The following is a 17,079-nucleotide window of genomic DNA, read 5'->3' as shown; positions in this document are numbered from 1 at the left end:
GTCTGAAGGAGAAAATTCCGTCAGACATGAGTAGCACGTGAAAAGTAAACTAACAGGAAGTGAGTGCAGCGCAACATAGTGACAAGGTACTCCTTGGCAAGGCGCTGATTTTTACCTGCTGCAATGCATCAAGTCGGCAGAAGAGCGTTTGTTCCCTGCAGAAAAAATGCAACGTTTTCCGTGAGAAAAGTGTGACCTTTTGGGATTAGGCGAGTGTGTTTCACGTGAATCAATCCACAGAAAAGATTCACGTGAAACAAAAATTGATCAGATGTCGAGGTTCGCGACGTTCAACGCGTTGTCCTGGATGAATTCTCGCCGAGGCTCTACCTCATCCCCCATCAGGCGCGCGAAGAGGCCATCCGCATCGGTTGCGTCATTCACCTTGACTTGCAGAAGGGAGCGCACATTAGGATCCAGCGTCGTTTCCCAGAGCTGCTCGGCGTTCATTTCGCCAAGGCCCTTATATCGCTGCATGGAAAGACCTTTGCGACCGGCGGCGAAGATGCTGTCCAGAAGGGCGCGAGGGCCGGAAATTTCCGACGTCTTATCTTTCAATGTCAGGATCGGCGGGGTCGCATAGATTTCTTTCAGTCGAGCGGTCATCTGATCGATATGGCGAGCATCCGCCGACCCGATAAGCGCGACATCAATGACAGCGACTTCCTTGACGCCGCGAACCATGCGTTCGAAACGAAGTCCGCCCTCGCCCGTGACATGGCCGGACCAGCCCCGTTCGGTTTCTTCTGCAATGACATCGAGACGGCGCGCAACTTCATCGGCTGTTTCCTGAGCCTTGGCAGGATTATCGGTGAGTTCCGGATTCAAAGCGCCAGCAATAGCTGCCTGTTCGACGATGGACCGGCTGTAGCGAGAATGGAGACCATCCAGGAGAGAGCGCAGACGAAGCGCGTCCTGAATCAGGTCTCGCAGATCAGCGCCAGCACGGACCTCCCCCGAGCCCAGTGTGAGGGTCGTATCCTCAAGACCTTGCCCGATCAGATACTCTTCAAGGGCCTTTTCATCCTTCAGGTATTGAACGGATTTCCCACGTGTCACTTTATAAAGTGGTGGCTGGGCAATGTAGAGATGACCGCGCTCGATCAGTTCCGGCATCTGGCGGAAGAAGAAGGTCAAAAGCAGCGTGCGAATATGCGCGCCATCAACGTCAGCATCCGTCATGATAATGATTTTGTGATAACGCAGCTTGTCGGCATTGAATTCATCCTTGCCGATGGATGTCCCAAGTGCCGTGATCAGCGTGCCAATTTCCTGGCTCGACAGCATTTTATCAAAACGCGCGCGCTCAACATTCAGGATCTTCCCGCGCAAAGGAAGGATAGCCTGGTTTTCACGTGAACGTCCCTGTTTGGCGGATCCGCCAGCCGAGTCACCCTCGACAAGAAAGAGTTCCGATTTGGCCGGGTCACGTTCGGAGCAGTCTGCCAGCTTGCCAGGCAGCGATGCGATGTCGAGCGCGCCCTTACGACGTGTCAGTTCGCGCGCCTTGCGGGCAGCTTCGCGGGCAACTGCTGCCTCGACAACCTTCCCGACCAGAACTTTCGCTTCAGACGGATGCTCTTCAAACCAGATACTCAGAGCCTCGTTCACAAGATTTTCGACAACCGGGCGGACCTCGGACGACACAAGCTTGTCCTTGGTCTGGGACGAGAACTTTGGATCAGGCACCTTCACGGACAGAACGGCCGTCAATCCCTCGCGGCAGTCCTCACCCTGGAGTGAGACTTTTTCCTTTTTCAGAATGCCAGAAGAATCCGCGTAAGACGTGACTTGACGCGTCAGGGCGCCGCGGAACCCTGCCATATGCGTTCCGCCATCGCGCTGCGGAATGTTGTTGGTGAAGCACAGCACGTTTTCATGATAGCTGTCGTTCCACCACAGCGCGACCTCAACGGTGATGCCGTCCTTTTCTCCACGAATTGCAACCGGCTTGTCGACCAGAGGCTTCTTCGCCCGATCCAGATAACGAACGAAAGCTTCCAGACCACCGTCGTAAAGCATTTCTTCCTGGCGGATATCGGACTTGCGCTTGTCCGTCAGAAGGATGCGGACACCCGAATTCAGGAATGCCAATTCCCGCAGGCGGTGCTCCAGCGTTCCATAATCGAACTCGGTCTTGGTGAAGGTTTCTCCACTTGGCAGGAACGTGACCTCCGTGCCAGAACGGCCTTCGTAGTTGCCTGTGATGACCAGGGGGGAATCCGCCACCCCATGCGTAAAGCTCATCTCATGGATTTTGCCGCTACGACGGATCTTCAGGCTGAGCTTTACAGACAGCGCGTTAACGACAGATACGCCGACGCCATGCAGGCCACCGGAGACCTTGTAGGAATTCTGGTCGAATTTACCGCCCGCATGAAGCTGCGTCATGATGACTTCGGCCGCAGACACGCCCTCCCCGGTGTGGATATCCGTCGGAATGCCGCGACCATTGTCCGTGACGGTGACTGACCCATCGGCGTTCAATGTCACTGTCACCAGATCAGCGTGTCCTGCAAGCGCCTCATCAATCGCATTATCCACGACTTCGTAGACCATGTGATGCAGACCGGAGCCATCGTCCGTATCGCCGATGTACATGCCCGGACGTTTCCGAACAGCATCAAGCCCCTTGAGGACCTTGATGGAATCGGCTCCGTATTCTGCACTCGCGCTGACGGGTGTATCGCTCATCAATCAACTTTCTTGTTCTTTGGCTGTGCACGGTGGGCGGCGAATCACCGTTGTCCTGACGCGGACTATAGAAATTTCCTGCCTGTTTTCCAAAGCGCCAAGCGTTGAAAACCGGGGAGAACCAGCCCGAATTAGCCCTTATTTGCGGCATTTTCCAGCAGCATCGTCATTTCTTGTATCACGCTTGGTTCCAGAGAGCCAATCCGTCTCGCAAGAAGGTTTGCAAAGGCTGTGTAAGCAGGCGGAAGGCCACCTGTATCTATTACGACCCGAGGGTCTGATTGCTCTGCGAGCCGAAAAAGAGCTTCAGCCTCATCCCAGATTATATGAAAATACCCGGCAACTCTCTGGAGAAAATCAAAGCTGGGACGTCCTCGCCTCCCGTGCTCCAAGGCAGACAGATAGGCAGAGGAAACACCGAGCGCCGCCGCCATCTGCTGCTGGGTTACCCCTTTGCGCTTGCGGAGTTCGCGAAGTGCTTCACCGAACGGGGTCACGTCTGCCCTCTCCGACTGAGGCGGACATACAGGGCACCTTCACCACCATGCTGGCGTGCTGCCGTTTCATAAGACGAAATAAGAAAGCGAAACTCGGTCTTGGAGAACCACAGCGGCACGGCCCGCTTCAGCGCACCTTCGCTGCCAAGCGAACTGCCCTTGCCGGTAATGACAAGCACATGGCGCAGCCCCCGTTCATGGGCTCGTAGCAGGAAATCCAGAAGGATGCCGTGCGCCTCACTCTGGATCATGCCATGGAGGTCGATGCGCGCTTCAAGTGCCAGTCGACCTCTGGCGATCTTGCGCTTGACGGGGCGCTCCAGTGGATGATGCTGGCCTTTCGGCTTCTGAATACCATCCTGACTTTCATGAGATTCTGACTGTTTTTTAGCCGGATTCAAAGCGAAGGTCTGTTTAGGCTCTCGCACCTCTGCATCGAGAGCGTCTTCGAATTCAAGCAGTTGTTCCAGGCGCCCGGGCATAGGACGCGTGGTGCGCGCCACCTTGCCCCACAGAATTCGCTCATCGCCATCCAGCTTGCGACCGCTCATGGCATGAACCTGACTGCAGCCTGCTTCGGCACAAAGATAAAGAACAGTGCGTTGTTGCGCACTGTTCCCGCTTTCTCTCCTGCTTCGAAACCGGAGCCTGTGAAGATGTCACCGCGGGTTGGACCAACAATCGCTGATCCCGTATCGAGGGCCAGCATGAGGCGCGCGAAGGGTAGCCCATCATCAAGATGAGTGAGGCTTTCCGAGCGAATGAAAAATGGAAAACCAAATGTATGGATCAGCCTGTCAACAGCCAGCGAACGCCCTGCAATCAAGGGAACTTTTGCAGCCGCAATCGGGCCGAGATCCTGCTCAATGACCTCTGCTTCCCGAAAGAAGATATAAGACCTGTTGTGCCAGAGAACCTCGTCTCGCTTAGTCGGATTTTCGTTCAGCCATGAGCGGATCGTCTGCATGGAGACTGTTGTAGCGTCAATCTCACCGCGATCGATCAGAAGCCGTCCGATGGGTGAAAATGGATGTCCTGCCTTTGCCGCATAGGTGATCCGCTTTACACGGCCATCTGGATAACGAAGCCTCGCCGCTCCCTGCACATGCGTAAAGAAAACATCGACCTTCGATTTCGCCCAGGCAATCTCGAGACCCTGACCCTCCAGATAGCCCTGATCGATGGATTTTCGATCGGGGTATGGCTCAATTCCGCTCCCCGTTACCCGCCCAAAGGCGTAGTAGGGGTCCATGCCTGCCGGACGGTTGGTCTCATCCACATCAACGAGATCAGACGGCCGACTATAAAACGGATATTGATAGCCGGATTCCTGCCTGTCGCTCACCTCGACTTCCGGTTCATAAAACGCGGTCACGAAGCCGGTCTGGATGTCATCGGGACAGATTGCAAAGGGAACGCAGGTTTCCTCAAAGAATGTACGCGCCGCGGCGGCGCTTTGCGGCGGGCCCAGAGTTTCCGCCTTCTCCAGCAAGGGAATCAAATCCTGCGCGGAAAGACCCAGCGCGCCTGTCTTATAGGGCTTTCCCTGCCGCAAGTAGTTCAAGCAATGGCGCATACCCTCGAAGACGGGACGCGGATCATCCGTGTTCCAGCCTTCGACATCGGCAAAGTCGATCACACGAAGTTGCGGCAGATTATGTGTCATTGTTCGGATTCAGTCGCGACCAGTTTCCAATTTGGATCACGCGAGCGAATGTCGCGCGCGAAAGTCCAGATATCGATCACCTCGCCGACAGTCTCCGCATCACCATCGACAATCTTGTTGTCGCGGTCATAGGTCGCCGAAATGAGCTGGCTGACGATTTTCAACGTGATAAGCTCTTCCTGATCCTTGACGGTCGCTTGCAGAAAGTCTGTCTTGTCTATTCCGACGAACGTGGACTTGATAACCTCACCACGAGCTTCGCGCTCGGTGATGGCCGCATTAAAGCCGTCGTAGACCTCCTTCGAAAGAAGCCCCTTCAGGGTCTTCCTGTCTCCATCAGCAAAAGCCATGACGATCATCTCGTAGGCCATTCTGGCACCGTTGAGAAAATCCTTGGGACGGAAGGACGGATCTGCCTTGATAAGATGGCGCAGACCCTCATTCAGTTCGGTACCGGGTTTCGCAATCGCATCCACTTCCACCCAGCGCTGCTCTTCGTCAACCGTCTCCCGTCGAGGCAGAGTGACGACCTTTTCTTCCTCACTGCCAGTGGTTTTGATTGATTGGCGCGCGCTGAAGGGATCGGCAGGGGGTTTTTCGTGGCCAGTCCTGCGTCCGAGAACGCTTCTCAGCTGCAGAAAGATCAGCACAGCGGCGACCAGAAAGAACAAAGTTATGAAGTCGTTCGCGCCCATTTTCACCCGCAGTTGGTTGGAATATGTCTTTATACACCTCATATAGTCTGAACCGTCCGGCATTCAAATAGTGCTGAGGACTTCAAACGTCTTGAAACGCGAGTCGACACATTGCCATGCGCAACACTCTTTTTCCTTTGGTCCTCCTTGCTTTGCCGTTGGCAGAGATCGCAGGCTTCGTCATTGTTGGAAAATGGGTGGGTGTGTTCGGAACGCTTGGCCTGATCATCCTGTCCGGGTTGGTGGGAACGTTGCTCCTGCGTGTCCAGGGTCTCGGAGTTCTGCGGCAAGTTCAGGCCGACAGTCGTCTCGGGCGTGTTCCCGCGGAAACAATTGGCCACGGAGCCATGATGGTTGTTGGCGCTATCCTCTTGATAATTCCGGGATTCATAACGGATATCGTGGGATTGATCCTGTTCGTCCCCTTCATTCGTCGCTGGATCTGGAAGCGCATGGCGCAGCGGATCGTCGTCAGGTCTTCGTTTACGCAAACGTCCGGCGCGAACCCCTCATCAACGATGAGCGAACAAGTTATCGACCTCGAAGACAACGAGTATGAACGCAAACCGAATCCGTCATCGCCCTGGTCTTCGGGACCGGATCCGAACGGCCCGAAGCTTGGCTCCTAGCCTTGTCCGCGACCCTGCGAACGGGTTGTAAGGGTCACACTGAAGTGATAGACGGCGCTAAAGATAAAGCCGAGGAACAGCCAATGGCCAATGAAGACGATCAGAACCCATCCCTCACAATTCTTGCGCAGTACACGAAGGACCTGTCCTTCGAAAATCCAGGCGCTCCGCGTTCACTGCAGGCACGCGACAAGGCTCCCGGCATCAATATCAATGTGAACGTCAACGCGAACCCATTGTCCGACACGGAATTCGATGTCGTGCTGTCGCTCAGTGCGGAAGCCAAGGATGGCGATAAGGTCGTCTTTGCAACGGAACTGGTTTACGGCGGCGTTTTCCGCATCACTGGATTCCCGCAGGAACATATGCTGCCGGTGCTTTTCATCGAATGCCCGCGGCTGCTCTTCCCGTTCGCGCGTCAGATCATCTCCGATGTCACGCGCAATGGCGGCTTCCCACCGCTGATGATCGACCCGATTGATTTCGGCCAGATGTTTGCACAGCGTCTTGCTCAGGAAGAGTCGCGTTCCTCGTTGAACAGCTGATATCCCATTCACGAACCTTCAAAAGCCCGGCATCGACCGGGCTTTTTTTGTGACGATCCTACTTTCAGAGGCGGATGCGCCAACAACCGGTATCAGGAGGAGTAGCGAGTCCAAAGGGCCTTCGCCCCAATGCTGCCGACCATGGCCTGATGCGCCTCGATTTCGACTTGCGTCAGCCGTGGCGCGAGCGGTCTCGGTCGAGCTGAGATTGTGACCTCGATGTCTTCAGCCTCATTGATCGTTCGCGCAGCTTCAGATCCACCCAGCACCAGAGCGGCTTGCCTTCCGCCGATCATTTCAATGTACACTTCGGCAAGAAGCTCGGAGTCGAGAAGTGCCCCGTGCTTCGTCCGATGGGAGTTGTCTATCCCGTAACGTCGGCAGAGAGCATCCAGAGAATTTGGTCCCATGGGATGCTTTCGGCGGGCCAGTGCCAAAGTATCGATGACGTGTTCCGGAGAAACGGGCGGGATCCCGAGCCTGTCAAACTCGGCATTGATGAAACCCATATCGAAGGTTGCGTTATGAGCGATCCATTTCGCACCTTCGAAGAAGGTTCTCAGATCATCAACAATTTCGGCAAAGACCGGCTTGTCTTTCAGGAAATCGTCTGTGATCCCATGAACTGCCAAAGCATCCGGATGGACCTTGCGGTCGCCTGGGTTGATGTAGACATGAAAGGTCCGACCGGTCGGAAAATGATTGAGAAGCTCGATGCCACCGATTTCGATCACACGATCAACTCTTGTTTCAAGACCTGTGGTTTCCGTATCGAAGATGATCTCACGCATGATTTTCGGCTTCCTCGTTCGCCCCAGAGCGAATTGAATTCAAGACCTGTATGACCTGACGACGCGCTTCCTCAATGCCTTGCCCTGTATCGATGATAAAGTCTGCGCGTTTGCGCTTTTCACTATCCGGCATCTGACGAGAGAGAATCAGGTCGAATTTCTCTGCCGTCATACCCGGCCTCGCCAAAACGCGCTGCCTCTGCAGGTCCGCTTCGCAACTCACAACAACGATGACGTCAACCCGGTCTTCAGCGCCCGTTTCAAACAGCAGCGGAATATCCAGAAGCACGATATCCTGCGCAACAGATTGTTGCCGTTCGAGGAAGGCGCGTTCACGCTCGCGCACAAGCGGATGGATGATGGCTTCCAGTTCCTTGAAGCGTTCAGGGTGGAGTGCAAGTTGGCGAGATAATTCGGTTCTGTTCACCACGCCGTTTCGAGCGGTACCGGGAAAACTATTTTCGATAGGTGCCACGGCACTCCCGGCATAGAGTTCGTGGACAACCTGATCGGCATCATTGACGGGCACGCCCTGCTCGGCAAACAGCTTTGCAGTCGTGGATTTTCCCATGCCAATCGAGCCAGTAAGGCCAATGCGGATCATTGGTGCTTGTCCATATCCGAAATGACGAGCTGACGCAGCTGCTCATCGACCGCCGGTCGCTTGCCAAACCATTTCTCAAAACCGGGAACTGCCTGATTGAGCAACATGCCCAATCCATCCACTGTCGTCTTTCCCTGCCGTTCCGCCTCTTTGAGCATCGGGGTCTTCAGCGGCATGTAGACAATATCGGTGACGGTCGCTTCGTCCTGCATGCCCGTAAAATCAATTGCAATCGACTCCTGTCCGTCCATGCCAAGAGAGGTTGTATTGATGAAGAGGCCTGCTCCGCTCATGACCTCGCGCAAGGCACCCATCTCATGCGCATGAACACACGAGCCAAACCGGTCGGCCAGTTCCCTCGCCCTTTCCACCGTGCGGTTGACGACATGGATTTCGCCAATCTTTCGATCACGCACCGCTTGGATCACCGCACGACTGGCGCCACCTGCTCCAAGGATGACGGCCTTGTCGGCCTTCGACCAGCCTGGTGCTCGCTGATCGAGATTGGCAACAAAACCATATCCGTCCGTATTGGTTGCGTGGACCAAACCATCGGTGATCCACAGGGTATTGGCCGCCCCAAGTTCCTGAGCAAGTTCATCCGGTCGGTCAGCAAGTTTGCATGCGACTTCCTTATGAGGAATGGTGACGTTCCCACCACGAAACTTTTTCGAGGTCCGAAGGTCAGAGAAGAAGGTTCCAAACTGCTCCGGAGCCACGTCAATCGCTCGATATTCGCCGGCTATTCCAAAACCACGTAGCCAATGCGTATGGATCATCGGCGAGCGTGAATGATGGATGGGATGACCGACCACGAAAGCGGTTAACGTTTCACGTGAATCAGACATCAATCACTCCCAGATTTCGGAGGGCCTCTAAAAGGGGAAGCATGGGGAGGCCAAGGATGGTGAAATAGTCGCCGTCAATGCGTGAGAAGAGATGGATCCCCTCTCCTTCAAGCTGATACGCTCCCACGCTTGTCATGACCTTGTCTCCAACGCGATCAAGATAGCGTTCGATAAACTTGTCCGAAAGCTCGCGGACATGGAGGGAGGCCGAGAATACGCCTTCCCACTCAACATGACCGCTGCGGACAATGGAGATTCCGCTATTCAGATAATGAACGTTGCCGGAGAGGGCGATCAAGGTCGCTTTTGCCTCTTCGCGGTTCTTAGGCTTGTGAAAGACGTGCTCGCCGAGAGACATGGTCTGGTCTGAACCGATGACAAAAGCATCCGGATACCGTTGGCTGACATCCATCGCTTTTGCCCGTGAGAGATGCTGCGCTACCTCTCTGGGCCCTGCTGCACTTTTTTGCAGCTCAGCTTCCATCTTTCGCTCGTCTATATTGGCAGCAGACCATTCGAACACCAGTCCGGCGTTTTCCATCAAGCTGCGGCGAAAAGGACTGGACGAAGCCAGAATGAGTTTCGGTTGCAAGGCGGCACCTCGTTTGCTCCGTTTTCGGTTAGCGCAGCTTCGGGCGTAGAGCAACGATAGCCGCAGCCGTTTCTTCAATAGAACGACGAGAGACATCGATAACGGGCCATTGGTGGCGCGCGCACACGGCGCGTGCGTACTTAAGCTCCTCAATGATACTTGCACGGTCTGTATAAGGGCTGGGGTCAAAACCCTTGGTATGGCCGAGTTCCCTATTCTCCCTGACCTGTGAAATACGATCGGTCGTCGCAACCAGACCGACGATCAGGGGTTTGGTCGCTTTCAACAGACTTTCCGGTAAAGGTGTACCCGGCACGAGCGGTACGTTCGCGACCTTGATTCCACGATTGGCAAGATAAATACTGGTGGGCGTCTTGGACGTGCGGCTGATCCCGACGATCACGACGTCAGCCTCATCATACTCTTCAGCCATCTGGCCATCGTCGTGATCCATGGCGAAATCCAGAGCCTCAATGCGTCGAAAATAATCCGCATTCAGGACGTGCTGCGCTCCAACGCGACGACGCGAGCGTGATCCCAGATAGGCCTGAAATACCGCAAGCACCGGCTCAAGCAAATTGACCGACGGAACTCCCAATTCCTTGCAGCGTTGATCGACATAGTCTGCAAGGGACTGGTCAACGATGGTGTAGAGTACGATGCCAGGCTTTTCGTCGATATGCTCCAGAACCGGCAGTAGCTGCTGCTTGTTCCGGATAAGCGGATAGACATGCTCGATCGGATTGGCGCCCCGAAACTGGGCAGATGCTGCCCTGCCCGCAGAGATCAGCGTCTCTCCCGTTGAGTCAGATATCAGATGGAGATGGAAGAAGTTTCTGCGGTTCTCCACGCTAATCTCGCTTTGCTGTTCATAACCTGGGATAGACAGGCCATTATTGGGACCGAGGTATCCGGGAGCGGGATAACAGCCGACTTATCCACATTTGGATCCGGCAACCGATAGCTTATCCAGCCGCTGTGGGAAATGTGGACAATATGGCGCAGATCATGACTTTTCCGAAGTTATCCACAAAGTGAAAGCGCTGATCGTTGCGATATGTGACTGATTTTCATCCGTAAAATGAGTTGTCCCCACAGTTGGGTTCATTTGCTCCTTTCCAGCGTGATTGTCTTTTGCTGAAGCGAGGAAACGGGACGATCTGTGCAACAGACTTTATCCCTGATAGTCACCGACTCTAAGAATCAGAAAATCTAAAGATTCTAGATTTCTTTGTTTTAAGGGAGACTGTCGTGAGCGCTGTGAGACGCAAGCTTCTCGAAGTTCTGGACGGAGCGACTGTCTCGCCTCCACCAATCTGGCTTATGAGACAAGCCGGACGTTATCTGCCGGAATATCGAGAGACGCGGAAGCAAGCGGGAAGCTTTCTCCAGCTTTGCTATTCTCCCGAACTGGCGACGGAAGTGACACTTCAACCCATCCGTCGCTATGGGTTCGACGCTGCAATCCTGTTCTCAGATATCCTCGTGATACCGGACGCGCTGAAGCGTAACGTGCGTTTTGTCGAGGGCGAAGGCCCTCGCATGGATCCGATCGACGAAGCAGGCATCGCTGCTTTGGACGGCAAAAACGTTCTGTCGCATCTCACCCCCGTCATGCAGGCTGTTTCCAGCATTCGACGTAGTCTTCCAGAAGAGACAACGCTTTTGGGATTCTGTGGTGCACCGTGGACCGTCGCTACCTATATGATCGCCGGCCGCGGGACACCGGATCAGGCACCGGCACGGCTGTTTGGCTATCGTCACCGTGAACGGTTCCAGTATCTTCTGGAATTTCTGGCCGATATCTCTGCCGACTATCTGGTTGCCCAGATCGATGCGGGCGCCGATGCGGTGCAGATTTTCGATTCCTGGGCGGGTGTTCTGGGTGAAGAAGAGTTCCAGGAGTTTGCCGTCACGCCGGTCGCTCGCATGATTGCGTCTGTGAAAGCCCGTCGTCCAGGAGCGAAGATCATTGCCTTTGCCAAAGGCGCTGGGATGAACCTGAAACACTATCGGCAGCAGACAGGCGCTGATATGATCGGGCTAGACTGGTCTGTGCCTCTGAGTTTTGCGGCAGAGCTGCAGAAGGAGGGTCCTGTTCAGGGCAATTTGGATCCAATGCGCGTTGTAGCAGGCGGTCGGGCGCTGGAAGAGGGAATAGATGCCATCCTCCAGGTGTTGGGTAGCGGACCACTCGTCTTCAATCTTGGCCATGGTATTACGCCGGAAGCTAATCCGGACCATGTGACACAACTCGTTGCTCAAGTTCGTGGGTCGAACGATGGCTGACGAGCTGCAAACGCATGAAGCGTCTGGACGTCGAGCCCGTTTCAAGGCTGCCATCGCGCTCGTGGTGTTTCTGGCGCTTCTCGCTTTGCCCTACATCCTGGTGCCAGATCAGTTCTATCTTTGGGCAAAGGCCTTTCACGTCATCGCCGTGATTTCGTGGATGGCCGGTCTCTTCTACATGCCCAGGCTCTTCATTTATCATACCGATGCGCCGGAAGGCTCTGTCCAGTCTGAAACGTTCAAGGTGATGGAGCAACGCTTGCTCAAGGTCATCATGAATCCGGCCATGATGATCTCATGGCTCTTCGGGCTGTATCTTGCCTGGGAAGGCTTCCGGTTTCAGGGAGGCTGGCTGCATGCCAAAATTCTGGCTGTCGTTCTGCTGACCCTGGCTCATGTCCATCAGTCGCACTGGGTAAGACGATTTGCGAAGGATGCGCCTAGAAAACCTGCGCGCTACTGGCGAATGATGAACGAAATCCCGACCGTATTGATGATTTTGATCGTAATCCTCGTGATCGTGAAGCCCTTCGCTTAAGATTTGAGCGCGTACCCCTTGCAGGTCGTCGGTGAAGCGGCTATTTCTACGTCACTCATCCCCATGGCTTGTCTGTACAGTCTGACTTCCGCGGCGCTCGCGGTGACGCACCTCAGCATCACGCCAAATTCCCATTCAAATTCAAAGCGGTCCCTTCTTCATGGCTGAAATGAAGCTTCAAGAACTCAAGAGCAAATCACCAACTGATTTGCTGACCTTTGCCGAATCACTGGAGGTCGAGAACGCGAGCACTATGCGAAAGCAAGAGCTCATGTTCGCAATATTGAAAGTTCTTGCAAGTCAGGACGTCGAAATCATCGGTGAAGGCGTTGTGGAAGTTCTGCAGGATGGTTTCGGCTTCTTGCGATCGGCCAATGCGAACTATCTGCCTGGTCCGGATGATATCTACATCTCTCCTTCGCAGATTCGCCGTTTCTCGCTGAAGACCGGCGACACTGTCGAAGGACCGATCCGTGGGCCCAAGGAAGGCGAACGTTATTTCGCACTTCTGAAGGTCAACACGATCAATTTCGATGACCCGGAAAAAATCCGCCATAAGGTTCACTTCGATAACCTGACGCCGCTTTATCCGAATGAACGCTTCAAGATGGAGCAGGACATTCCGACGTCGAAGGATCTGTCATCACGCGTGATCGATCTGGTCGCTCCACTGGGCAAAGGTCAACGCGGTCTGATCGTGGCACCGCCGAGAACTGGTAAAACGGTCCTGCTACAAAATATCGCGCATTCCATCACTGCAAATCATCCGGAATGTTATCTTATCGTTCTGCTGATTGACGAACGTCCGGAAGAAGTGACGGACATGCAGCGTTCCGTTCGCGGCGAAGTGATTTCCTCTACTTTCGATGAACCCGCAGTACGTCACGTTCAGGTAGCTGAAATGGTCATCGAGAAGGCCAAGCGTCTTGTCGAGCACGGTCGAGATGTTGTCATTCTGCTCGACTCCATCACCCGACTTGGTCGAGCCTATAACACGGTTGTGCCGTCATCCGGCAAGGTCTTGACCGGTGGTGTTGATGCCAACGCCCTGCAACGCCCGAAGCGTTTCTTTGGTGCGGCCCGTAACATTGAAGAAGGCGGCTCGCTGACGATCATCGCGACCGCTCTCATCGATACTGGCAGCCGTATGGACGAAGTGATCTTCGAAGAGTTCAAGGGTACGGGTAACTCTGAAATTGTTCTGGACCGCAAGGTTGCTGACAAGCGCATCTTCCCGGCGATGGACATTCTCAAGTCCGGTACCCGTAAGGAAGATCTCCTGGTTCCGCGTCAGGATCTTCAGAAGATCTTCGTGCTCCGGCGTATTCTTGCGCCAATGGGAACAACCGATGCCATCGAGTTCCTCATCGACAAACTCAAGCAGACCAAGAACAACGGTGATTTCTTCGATTCGATGAACACCTGATTCAAGCAGAATTCAGCAATTAGCCGGATTCTGCCTGTGAGGCTGTATGGTCGTTCCTACAATATTCGCCCTATCATCCGGCTCTACCCCGTCCGGAGTTGCGGTCATACGCATCTCTGGACCCTCAGCATTTGATATCGTCGGCTGGATGGCTGGTCCGTTGAACAGAACCAGAGGAATGAACCTCAGAACGATTCGGGACCGAAACAATTCCAAAATCGATCAAGGTCTTATCCTGACATTTCCTGGTCCAGCTTCGTTCACTGGCGAAGACTGCGTTGAACTTCAGGTTCACGGAGGTCGCGCCATTGTAGCAGCCATCAGCCGGGAACTGCTGGAACTAGGCTGCGTTGCTGCCGAAGCTGGAGAATTCACCCGGCGTGCCTTCAGCAATGGGAAGATGGATCTTGTCGAGGTCGAAGGCCTCGGTGATCTCATCGCCGCAGACACGGAAATGCAGCGAAGGCTGGCCATTGAACAGGCAAGCGGCGGGTTGTCTTCGCTGTATCAGAATTGGGCAAACCGTCTGACCCACGCTCGCGCTATGATCGAGGCCGAACTCGATTTTGCCGACGAAGAGGATGTACCGGGAAGTGTTTCGGACCGGATATGGCCCGATATTTCGCTTCTCCACCGTGAGATCTTAAAGCAGGTGACCGCCACGCAGAGCGGTCGGTTGGTCCGGGACGGCTTCAATGTCGTTATTGCCGGTCCACCCAATGCCGGAAAGTCCAGTCTCATCAACGCCCTTTCTGGGCGAGATGTTGCGATTGTCACCTCTGTCGCTGGCACGACCCGTGACCTCATTGAGGTCGAGCTGGATATGGACGGGTTCCTTGTCAGACTGGTTGATACCGCCGGAATTCGAGAGACCGATGACGTGGTTGAGCGTGAGGGTGTCAGGCGAGCGAGGCGGGCGATTGAATCAGCGGACCTCGTTCTTGATCTCAGCGAGATCGATTCGCTAGCGGAACAAATGTCATTCCTGACCGACGCAAAACGATTGCGTGTTGGAACCAAAGCCGATTTGCATCCAGCAGAAGACACGCGTTATGATGTTTGCATCAGCGTCAGCCTGCCACAGACCATTGACCATCTCCGTTCATTGATTCTGCAAGAGCTGAAGCAGAGCTGGGAAGCCATATCGTCGCTTGGCGCCGGACGATTGCGTCACATCTCGCATCTCCAACAGGCTTCCAATTTCATCGAAGACGGGTTAAAGCAAAGCGATATCGTGCTTAAGGCTGAGAGCTTGCGCCTGGCCTCCGACGAGCTCGGCCGGATTACCGGTCGTGTGGATGTTGAAGATCTGCTTGGGGTCATCTTCTCCGAGTTTTGTATCGGCAAGTGACTCACGTGAAACACTGCTAGACGCAGAGTGGACGCTATGACCAAATTTGACGTGATTGTAATCGGCGGTGGCCACGCCGGCTGTGAGGCTGCATCTGCTGCTGCTCGACTTGGTGCCAAAACAGCGCTCGTTACCCATAAAATAGAGACCATCGGTGTGATGTCCTGTAACCCAGCGATTGGCGGGTTGGGCAAAGGCCATCTCGTCAGAGAGGTCGATGCGCTCGATGGTCTTATGGGGCGGGTCGCCGATAGTGCTGGTATTCAGTTTCGACTGCTGAACCGCAAGAAGGGGCCTGCCGTACGTGGTCCCCGTACACAGGCCGATCGGCGTCTGTATCGCGAAGCAATGCAAAATGCCATTTCAGAGACGCACAATCTTATGGTCATCGAGGGCGATGCTTTCGATCTCATCCTGGATGATCGCGCTATAACCGGCCTCGTTCTAGCCGACGGTCGACAACTCTCATGTCGGACCGTCGTCGTTACAACCGGTACTTTCCTGCGCGGAATGATCCATATCGGAAACGAAACAAGACCAGCTGGACGCGTCGGAGAGGATCCCTCTCTTGGTCTATCACGGACTTTCGAGCATCTTGGTATCAAGCTTGGTCGACTCAAAACTGGAACCCCAGCTCGACTGGATGGTCGCACGATTGACTGGCAATCTATTGGGAAGCAAGCCGCCGACGATCAGCCGGTGCCATTCTCCTTTATGACCGACCACATCACCAATCGGCAAATAGAATGTGGTGTAACCCGGACGACCGATCGAACGCACACAATCATTTCAGACAATATCCACAAGTCCGCAATGTATTCAGGCCAGATTAGTGGGATAGGTCCACGCTATTGTCCTTCAATCGAGGACAAGATCGTGAGATTCGGTGAACGGGACGGTCATCAGATTTTCCTCGAACCGGAAGGACTTGACGATGACACGGTCTATCCGAACGGTATATCGACATCCTTGCCCGCCGACGTCCAGGACGAATTCATCCGGACGATTCCGGGCTTGGAGCAGGTCAAGATACTCCAGCCAGGTTATGCCATTGAGTATGACCATGTCGATCCTCGAGAGTTAGGCGCTGATCTTCAGGTTCGCACCGTTGACGGATTGTTCCTGGCTGGTCAAATCAATGGCACGACAGGTTATGAGGAAGCTGCCGCACAAGGATTGGTTGCTGGGTTGAACGCCGCCCGGCGGGCTGGCGGGCAAGACTCTTTCGTCTTCAGTCGTACCGACTCCTATATTGGTGTGATGGTCGATGACCTGACGAGCAAAGGGGTCACAGAACCTTATCGGATGTTCACATCCCGAGCAGAGTATCGCTTGACGCTGAGAGCCGATAATGCGGATGCGCGTCTGACGCCGATCGGTAATGGGTTAGGGTTGGTCGGACGTGACCGTCGGGAGCGGTTCGCGTCATTTGAAAATGAACTCGCTCATTTCAGATCTGTCCTGCAAACCAGCCAGGTCACACCAAATCAGGCCACTGCATTCGATGTTCACCTGAATCAGGACGGGCAACGAAGAAGCGGCTATGATTTGCTCGCCTATCCAGACATCACCTTTGATACCGTTATACGCATTTGGCCAGAACTTGGTGCGTGTTCTACAAAGGCAAAAGAGGCCCTGGAAATTGAAGCTGGCTACGCGGTCTATCTTGATCGTCAGCGTCAAAGCGTGGAAGCGGTTCGCGCGGACGAAGAGCGAGTCATTCCAGATGATTTCGATTATGGTACAATTTCAGGTTTGTCGAATGAACTGCGAATAAAGCTTTCCAAGGTAAAGCCGAGGAATATTGCACAGGCATCTAAGGTCGATGGAATGACACCAGCAGCACTGGCATTACTGCTCACGTTGGTCCGCCGATTTAACTATCCAGCAAGTGGACTGGAAGCGAGCGCATAA

At 54.4% G+C, this 17,079-nt stretch carries 17 protein-coding genes; 7 read left to right on the top strand and 10 right to left on the bottom strand.

Features of this window, described 5'->3' with window-relative positions; all coding sequences use genetic code 11:
* Positions 1-267 precede the first annotated feature (267 nt).
* From gyrB to ASD54_RS24825, 5 genes are all read right to left on the bottom strand, one after another.
* Positions 268-2,694, bottom strand: a complete 2,427-nt coding sequence (gyrB, locus tag ASD54_RS24845; RefSeq protein WP_062557282.1) for a DNA topoisomerase (ATP-hydrolyzing) subunit B — start codon at positions 2,692-2,694, stop codon at positions 268-270.
* A gap of 131 nt (positions 2,695-2,825) precedes the next feature.
* The gene (locus tag ASD54_RS24840; protein WP_062557281.1) at positions 2,826-3,191 is read right to left on the bottom strand and encodes a helix-turn-helix transcriptional regulator; all 366 of its coding nucleotides are present in this window, start codon (positions 3,189-3,191) and stop codon (positions 2,826-2,828) included.
* Positions 3,188-3,742 carry a Smr/MutS family protein gene (locus ASD54_RS24835; RefSeq protein ID WP_062557280.1) on the bottom strand — a complete coding sequence of 185 codons (555 nt, stop codon included), beginning with the start codon at positions 3,740-3,742 and terminating at the stop codon, positions 3,188-3,190. Before ASD54_RS24835 ends, ASD54_RS24840 begins: the two co-directional genes overlap by 4 nt.
* The gene (locus ASD54_RS24830) at positions 3,739-4,857 is read right to left on the bottom strand and encodes a murein transglycosylase A (RefSeq protein ID WP_062557279.1); all 1,119 of its coding nucleotides are present in this window, start codon (positions 4,855-4,857) and stop codon (positions 3,739-3,741) included. The genes ASD54_RS24835 and ASD54_RS24830 overlap by 4 nt, the downstream gene beginning before the upstream one ends.
* Complete coding sequence (locus tag ASD54_RS24825) at positions 4,854-5,552, bottom strand: Tim44/TimA family putative adaptor protein (protein WP_062557331.1); 699 nt, start codon at positions 5,550-5,552, stop codon at positions 4,854-4,856. Before ASD54_RS24825 ends, ASD54_RS24830 begins: the two co-directional genes overlap by 4 nt.
* A gap of 116 nt (positions 5,553-5,668) precedes the next feature.
* Here ASD54_RS24825 and ASD54_RS24820 point away from each other — a divergent pair, with 116 nt between their 5' ends.
* The gene (locus ASD54_RS24820) at positions 5,669-6,181 is read left to right on the top strand and encodes an FxsA family protein (protein WP_062557278.1); all 513 of its coding nucleotides are present in this window, start codon (positions 5,669-5,671) and stop codon (positions 6,179-6,181) included.
* Between the two features lie 83 nt (positions 6,182-6,264).
* Entirely contained in the window at positions 6,265-6,726 is a 462-nt protein-coding gene (gene secB, locus ASD54_RS24815; RefSeq protein ID WP_062557277.1) for a protein-export chaperone SecB, read from the top strand.
* A 92-nt stretch (positions 6,727-6,818) separates the two neighbouring features.
* Here secB and dnaQ read toward each other — a convergent pair whose 3' ends face one another.
* The 5 genes from dnaQ to ASD54_RS24790 are packed head-to-tail and all read right to left on the bottom strand — an operon-like array spanning position 6,819 to position 10,411.
* Positions 6,819-7,517 (bottom strand): DNA polymerase III subunit epsilon, encoded by a 699-nt coding sequence (gene dnaQ / locus ASD54_RS24810; RefSeq protein WP_062557276.1) that lies wholly within the window; start codon positions 7,515-7,517, stop codon positions 6,819-6,821.
* Positions 7,510-8,121: a dephospho-CoA kinase gene (coaE, locus tag ASD54_RS24805; protein ID WP_062557275.1), complete on the bottom strand. Its 612-nt coding sequence runs from the start codon at positions 8,119-8,121 to the stop codon at positions 7,510-7,512. Before coaE ends, dnaQ begins: the two co-directional genes overlap by 8 nt.
* Complete coding sequence (locus ASD54_RS24800) at positions 8,118-8,969, bottom strand: shikimate dehydrogenase (RefSeq protein ID WP_062557274.1); 852 nt, start codon at positions 8,967-8,969, stop codon at positions 8,118-8,120. The genes coaE and ASD54_RS24800 overlap by 4 nt, the downstream gene beginning before the upstream one ends.
* Entirely contained in the window at positions 8,962-9,561 is a 600-nt protein-coding gene (locus tag ASD54_RS24795; RefSeq protein WP_062557273.1) for a Maf-like protein, read from the bottom strand. Before ASD54_RS24795 ends, ASD54_RS24800 begins: the two co-directional genes overlap by 8 nt.
* Before the next feature lie 28 nt (positions 9,562-9,589).
* On the bottom strand, positions 9,590-10,411 hold the full coding sequence (locus ASD54_RS24790; RefSeq protein ID WP_062557272.1) for a pyruvate, water dikinase regulatory protein: 822 nt from the start codon (positions 10,409-10,411) through the stop codon (positions 9,590-9,592).
* 401 nt (positions 10,412-10,812) lie between these two features.
* Here ASD54_RS24790 and hemE point away from each other — a divergent pair, with 401 nt between their 5' ends.
* From hemE to mnmG, 5 genes are all read left to right on the top strand, one after another.
* Entirely contained in the window at positions 10,813-11,850 is a 1,038-nt protein-coding gene (gene hemE / locus ASD54_RS24785) for a uroporphyrinogen decarboxylase (protein WP_062557271.1), read from the top strand.
* Positions 11,843-12,388, top strand: coding sequence for a protoporphyrinogen oxidase HemJ (hemJ, locus tag ASD54_RS24780; RefSeq protein ID WP_062557270.1), 546 nt, complete (start codon positions 11,843-11,845; stop codon positions 12,386-12,388). The genes hemE and hemJ overlap by 8 nt, the downstream gene beginning before the upstream one ends.
* A gap of 160 nt (positions 12,389-12,548) precedes the next feature.
* On the top strand, positions 12,549-13,814 hold the full coding sequence (gene rho / locus ASD54_RS24775; RefSeq protein WP_137133652.1) for a transcription termination factor Rho: 1,266 nt from the start codon (positions 12,549-12,551) through the stop codon (positions 13,812-13,814).
* A gap of 46 nt (positions 13,815-13,860) precedes the next feature.
* A complete protein-coding gene (gene mnmE / locus ASD54_RS24770; RefSeq protein ID WP_062557269.1) occupies positions 13,861-15,165 on the top strand; it encodes a tRNA uridine-5-carboxymethylaminomethyl(34) synthesis GTPase MnmE in 1,305 nt (434 codons plus the stop codon).
* Positions 15,166-15,201: 36 nt separating this feature from the next.
* Positions 15,202-17,079, top strand: a complete 1,878-nt coding sequence (gene mnmG, locus ASD54_RS24765; protein WP_062557268.1) for a tRNA uridine-5-carboxymethylaminomethyl(34) synthesis enzyme MnmG — start codon at positions 15,202-15,204, stop codon at positions 17,077-17,079.

This window comes from Rhizobium sp. Root149, from assembly GCF_001427345.1.
In the GTDB taxonomy this organism is placed as follows: Bacteria; Pseudomonadota; Alphaproteobacteria; order Rhizobiales; family Rhizobiaceae; genus Neorhizobium; species Neorhizobium rhizoryzae.
The sequence above is the reverse complement of the archived record's forward strand: the minus strand, read 5'-3'. Positions and strand labels throughout refer to the sequence as shown.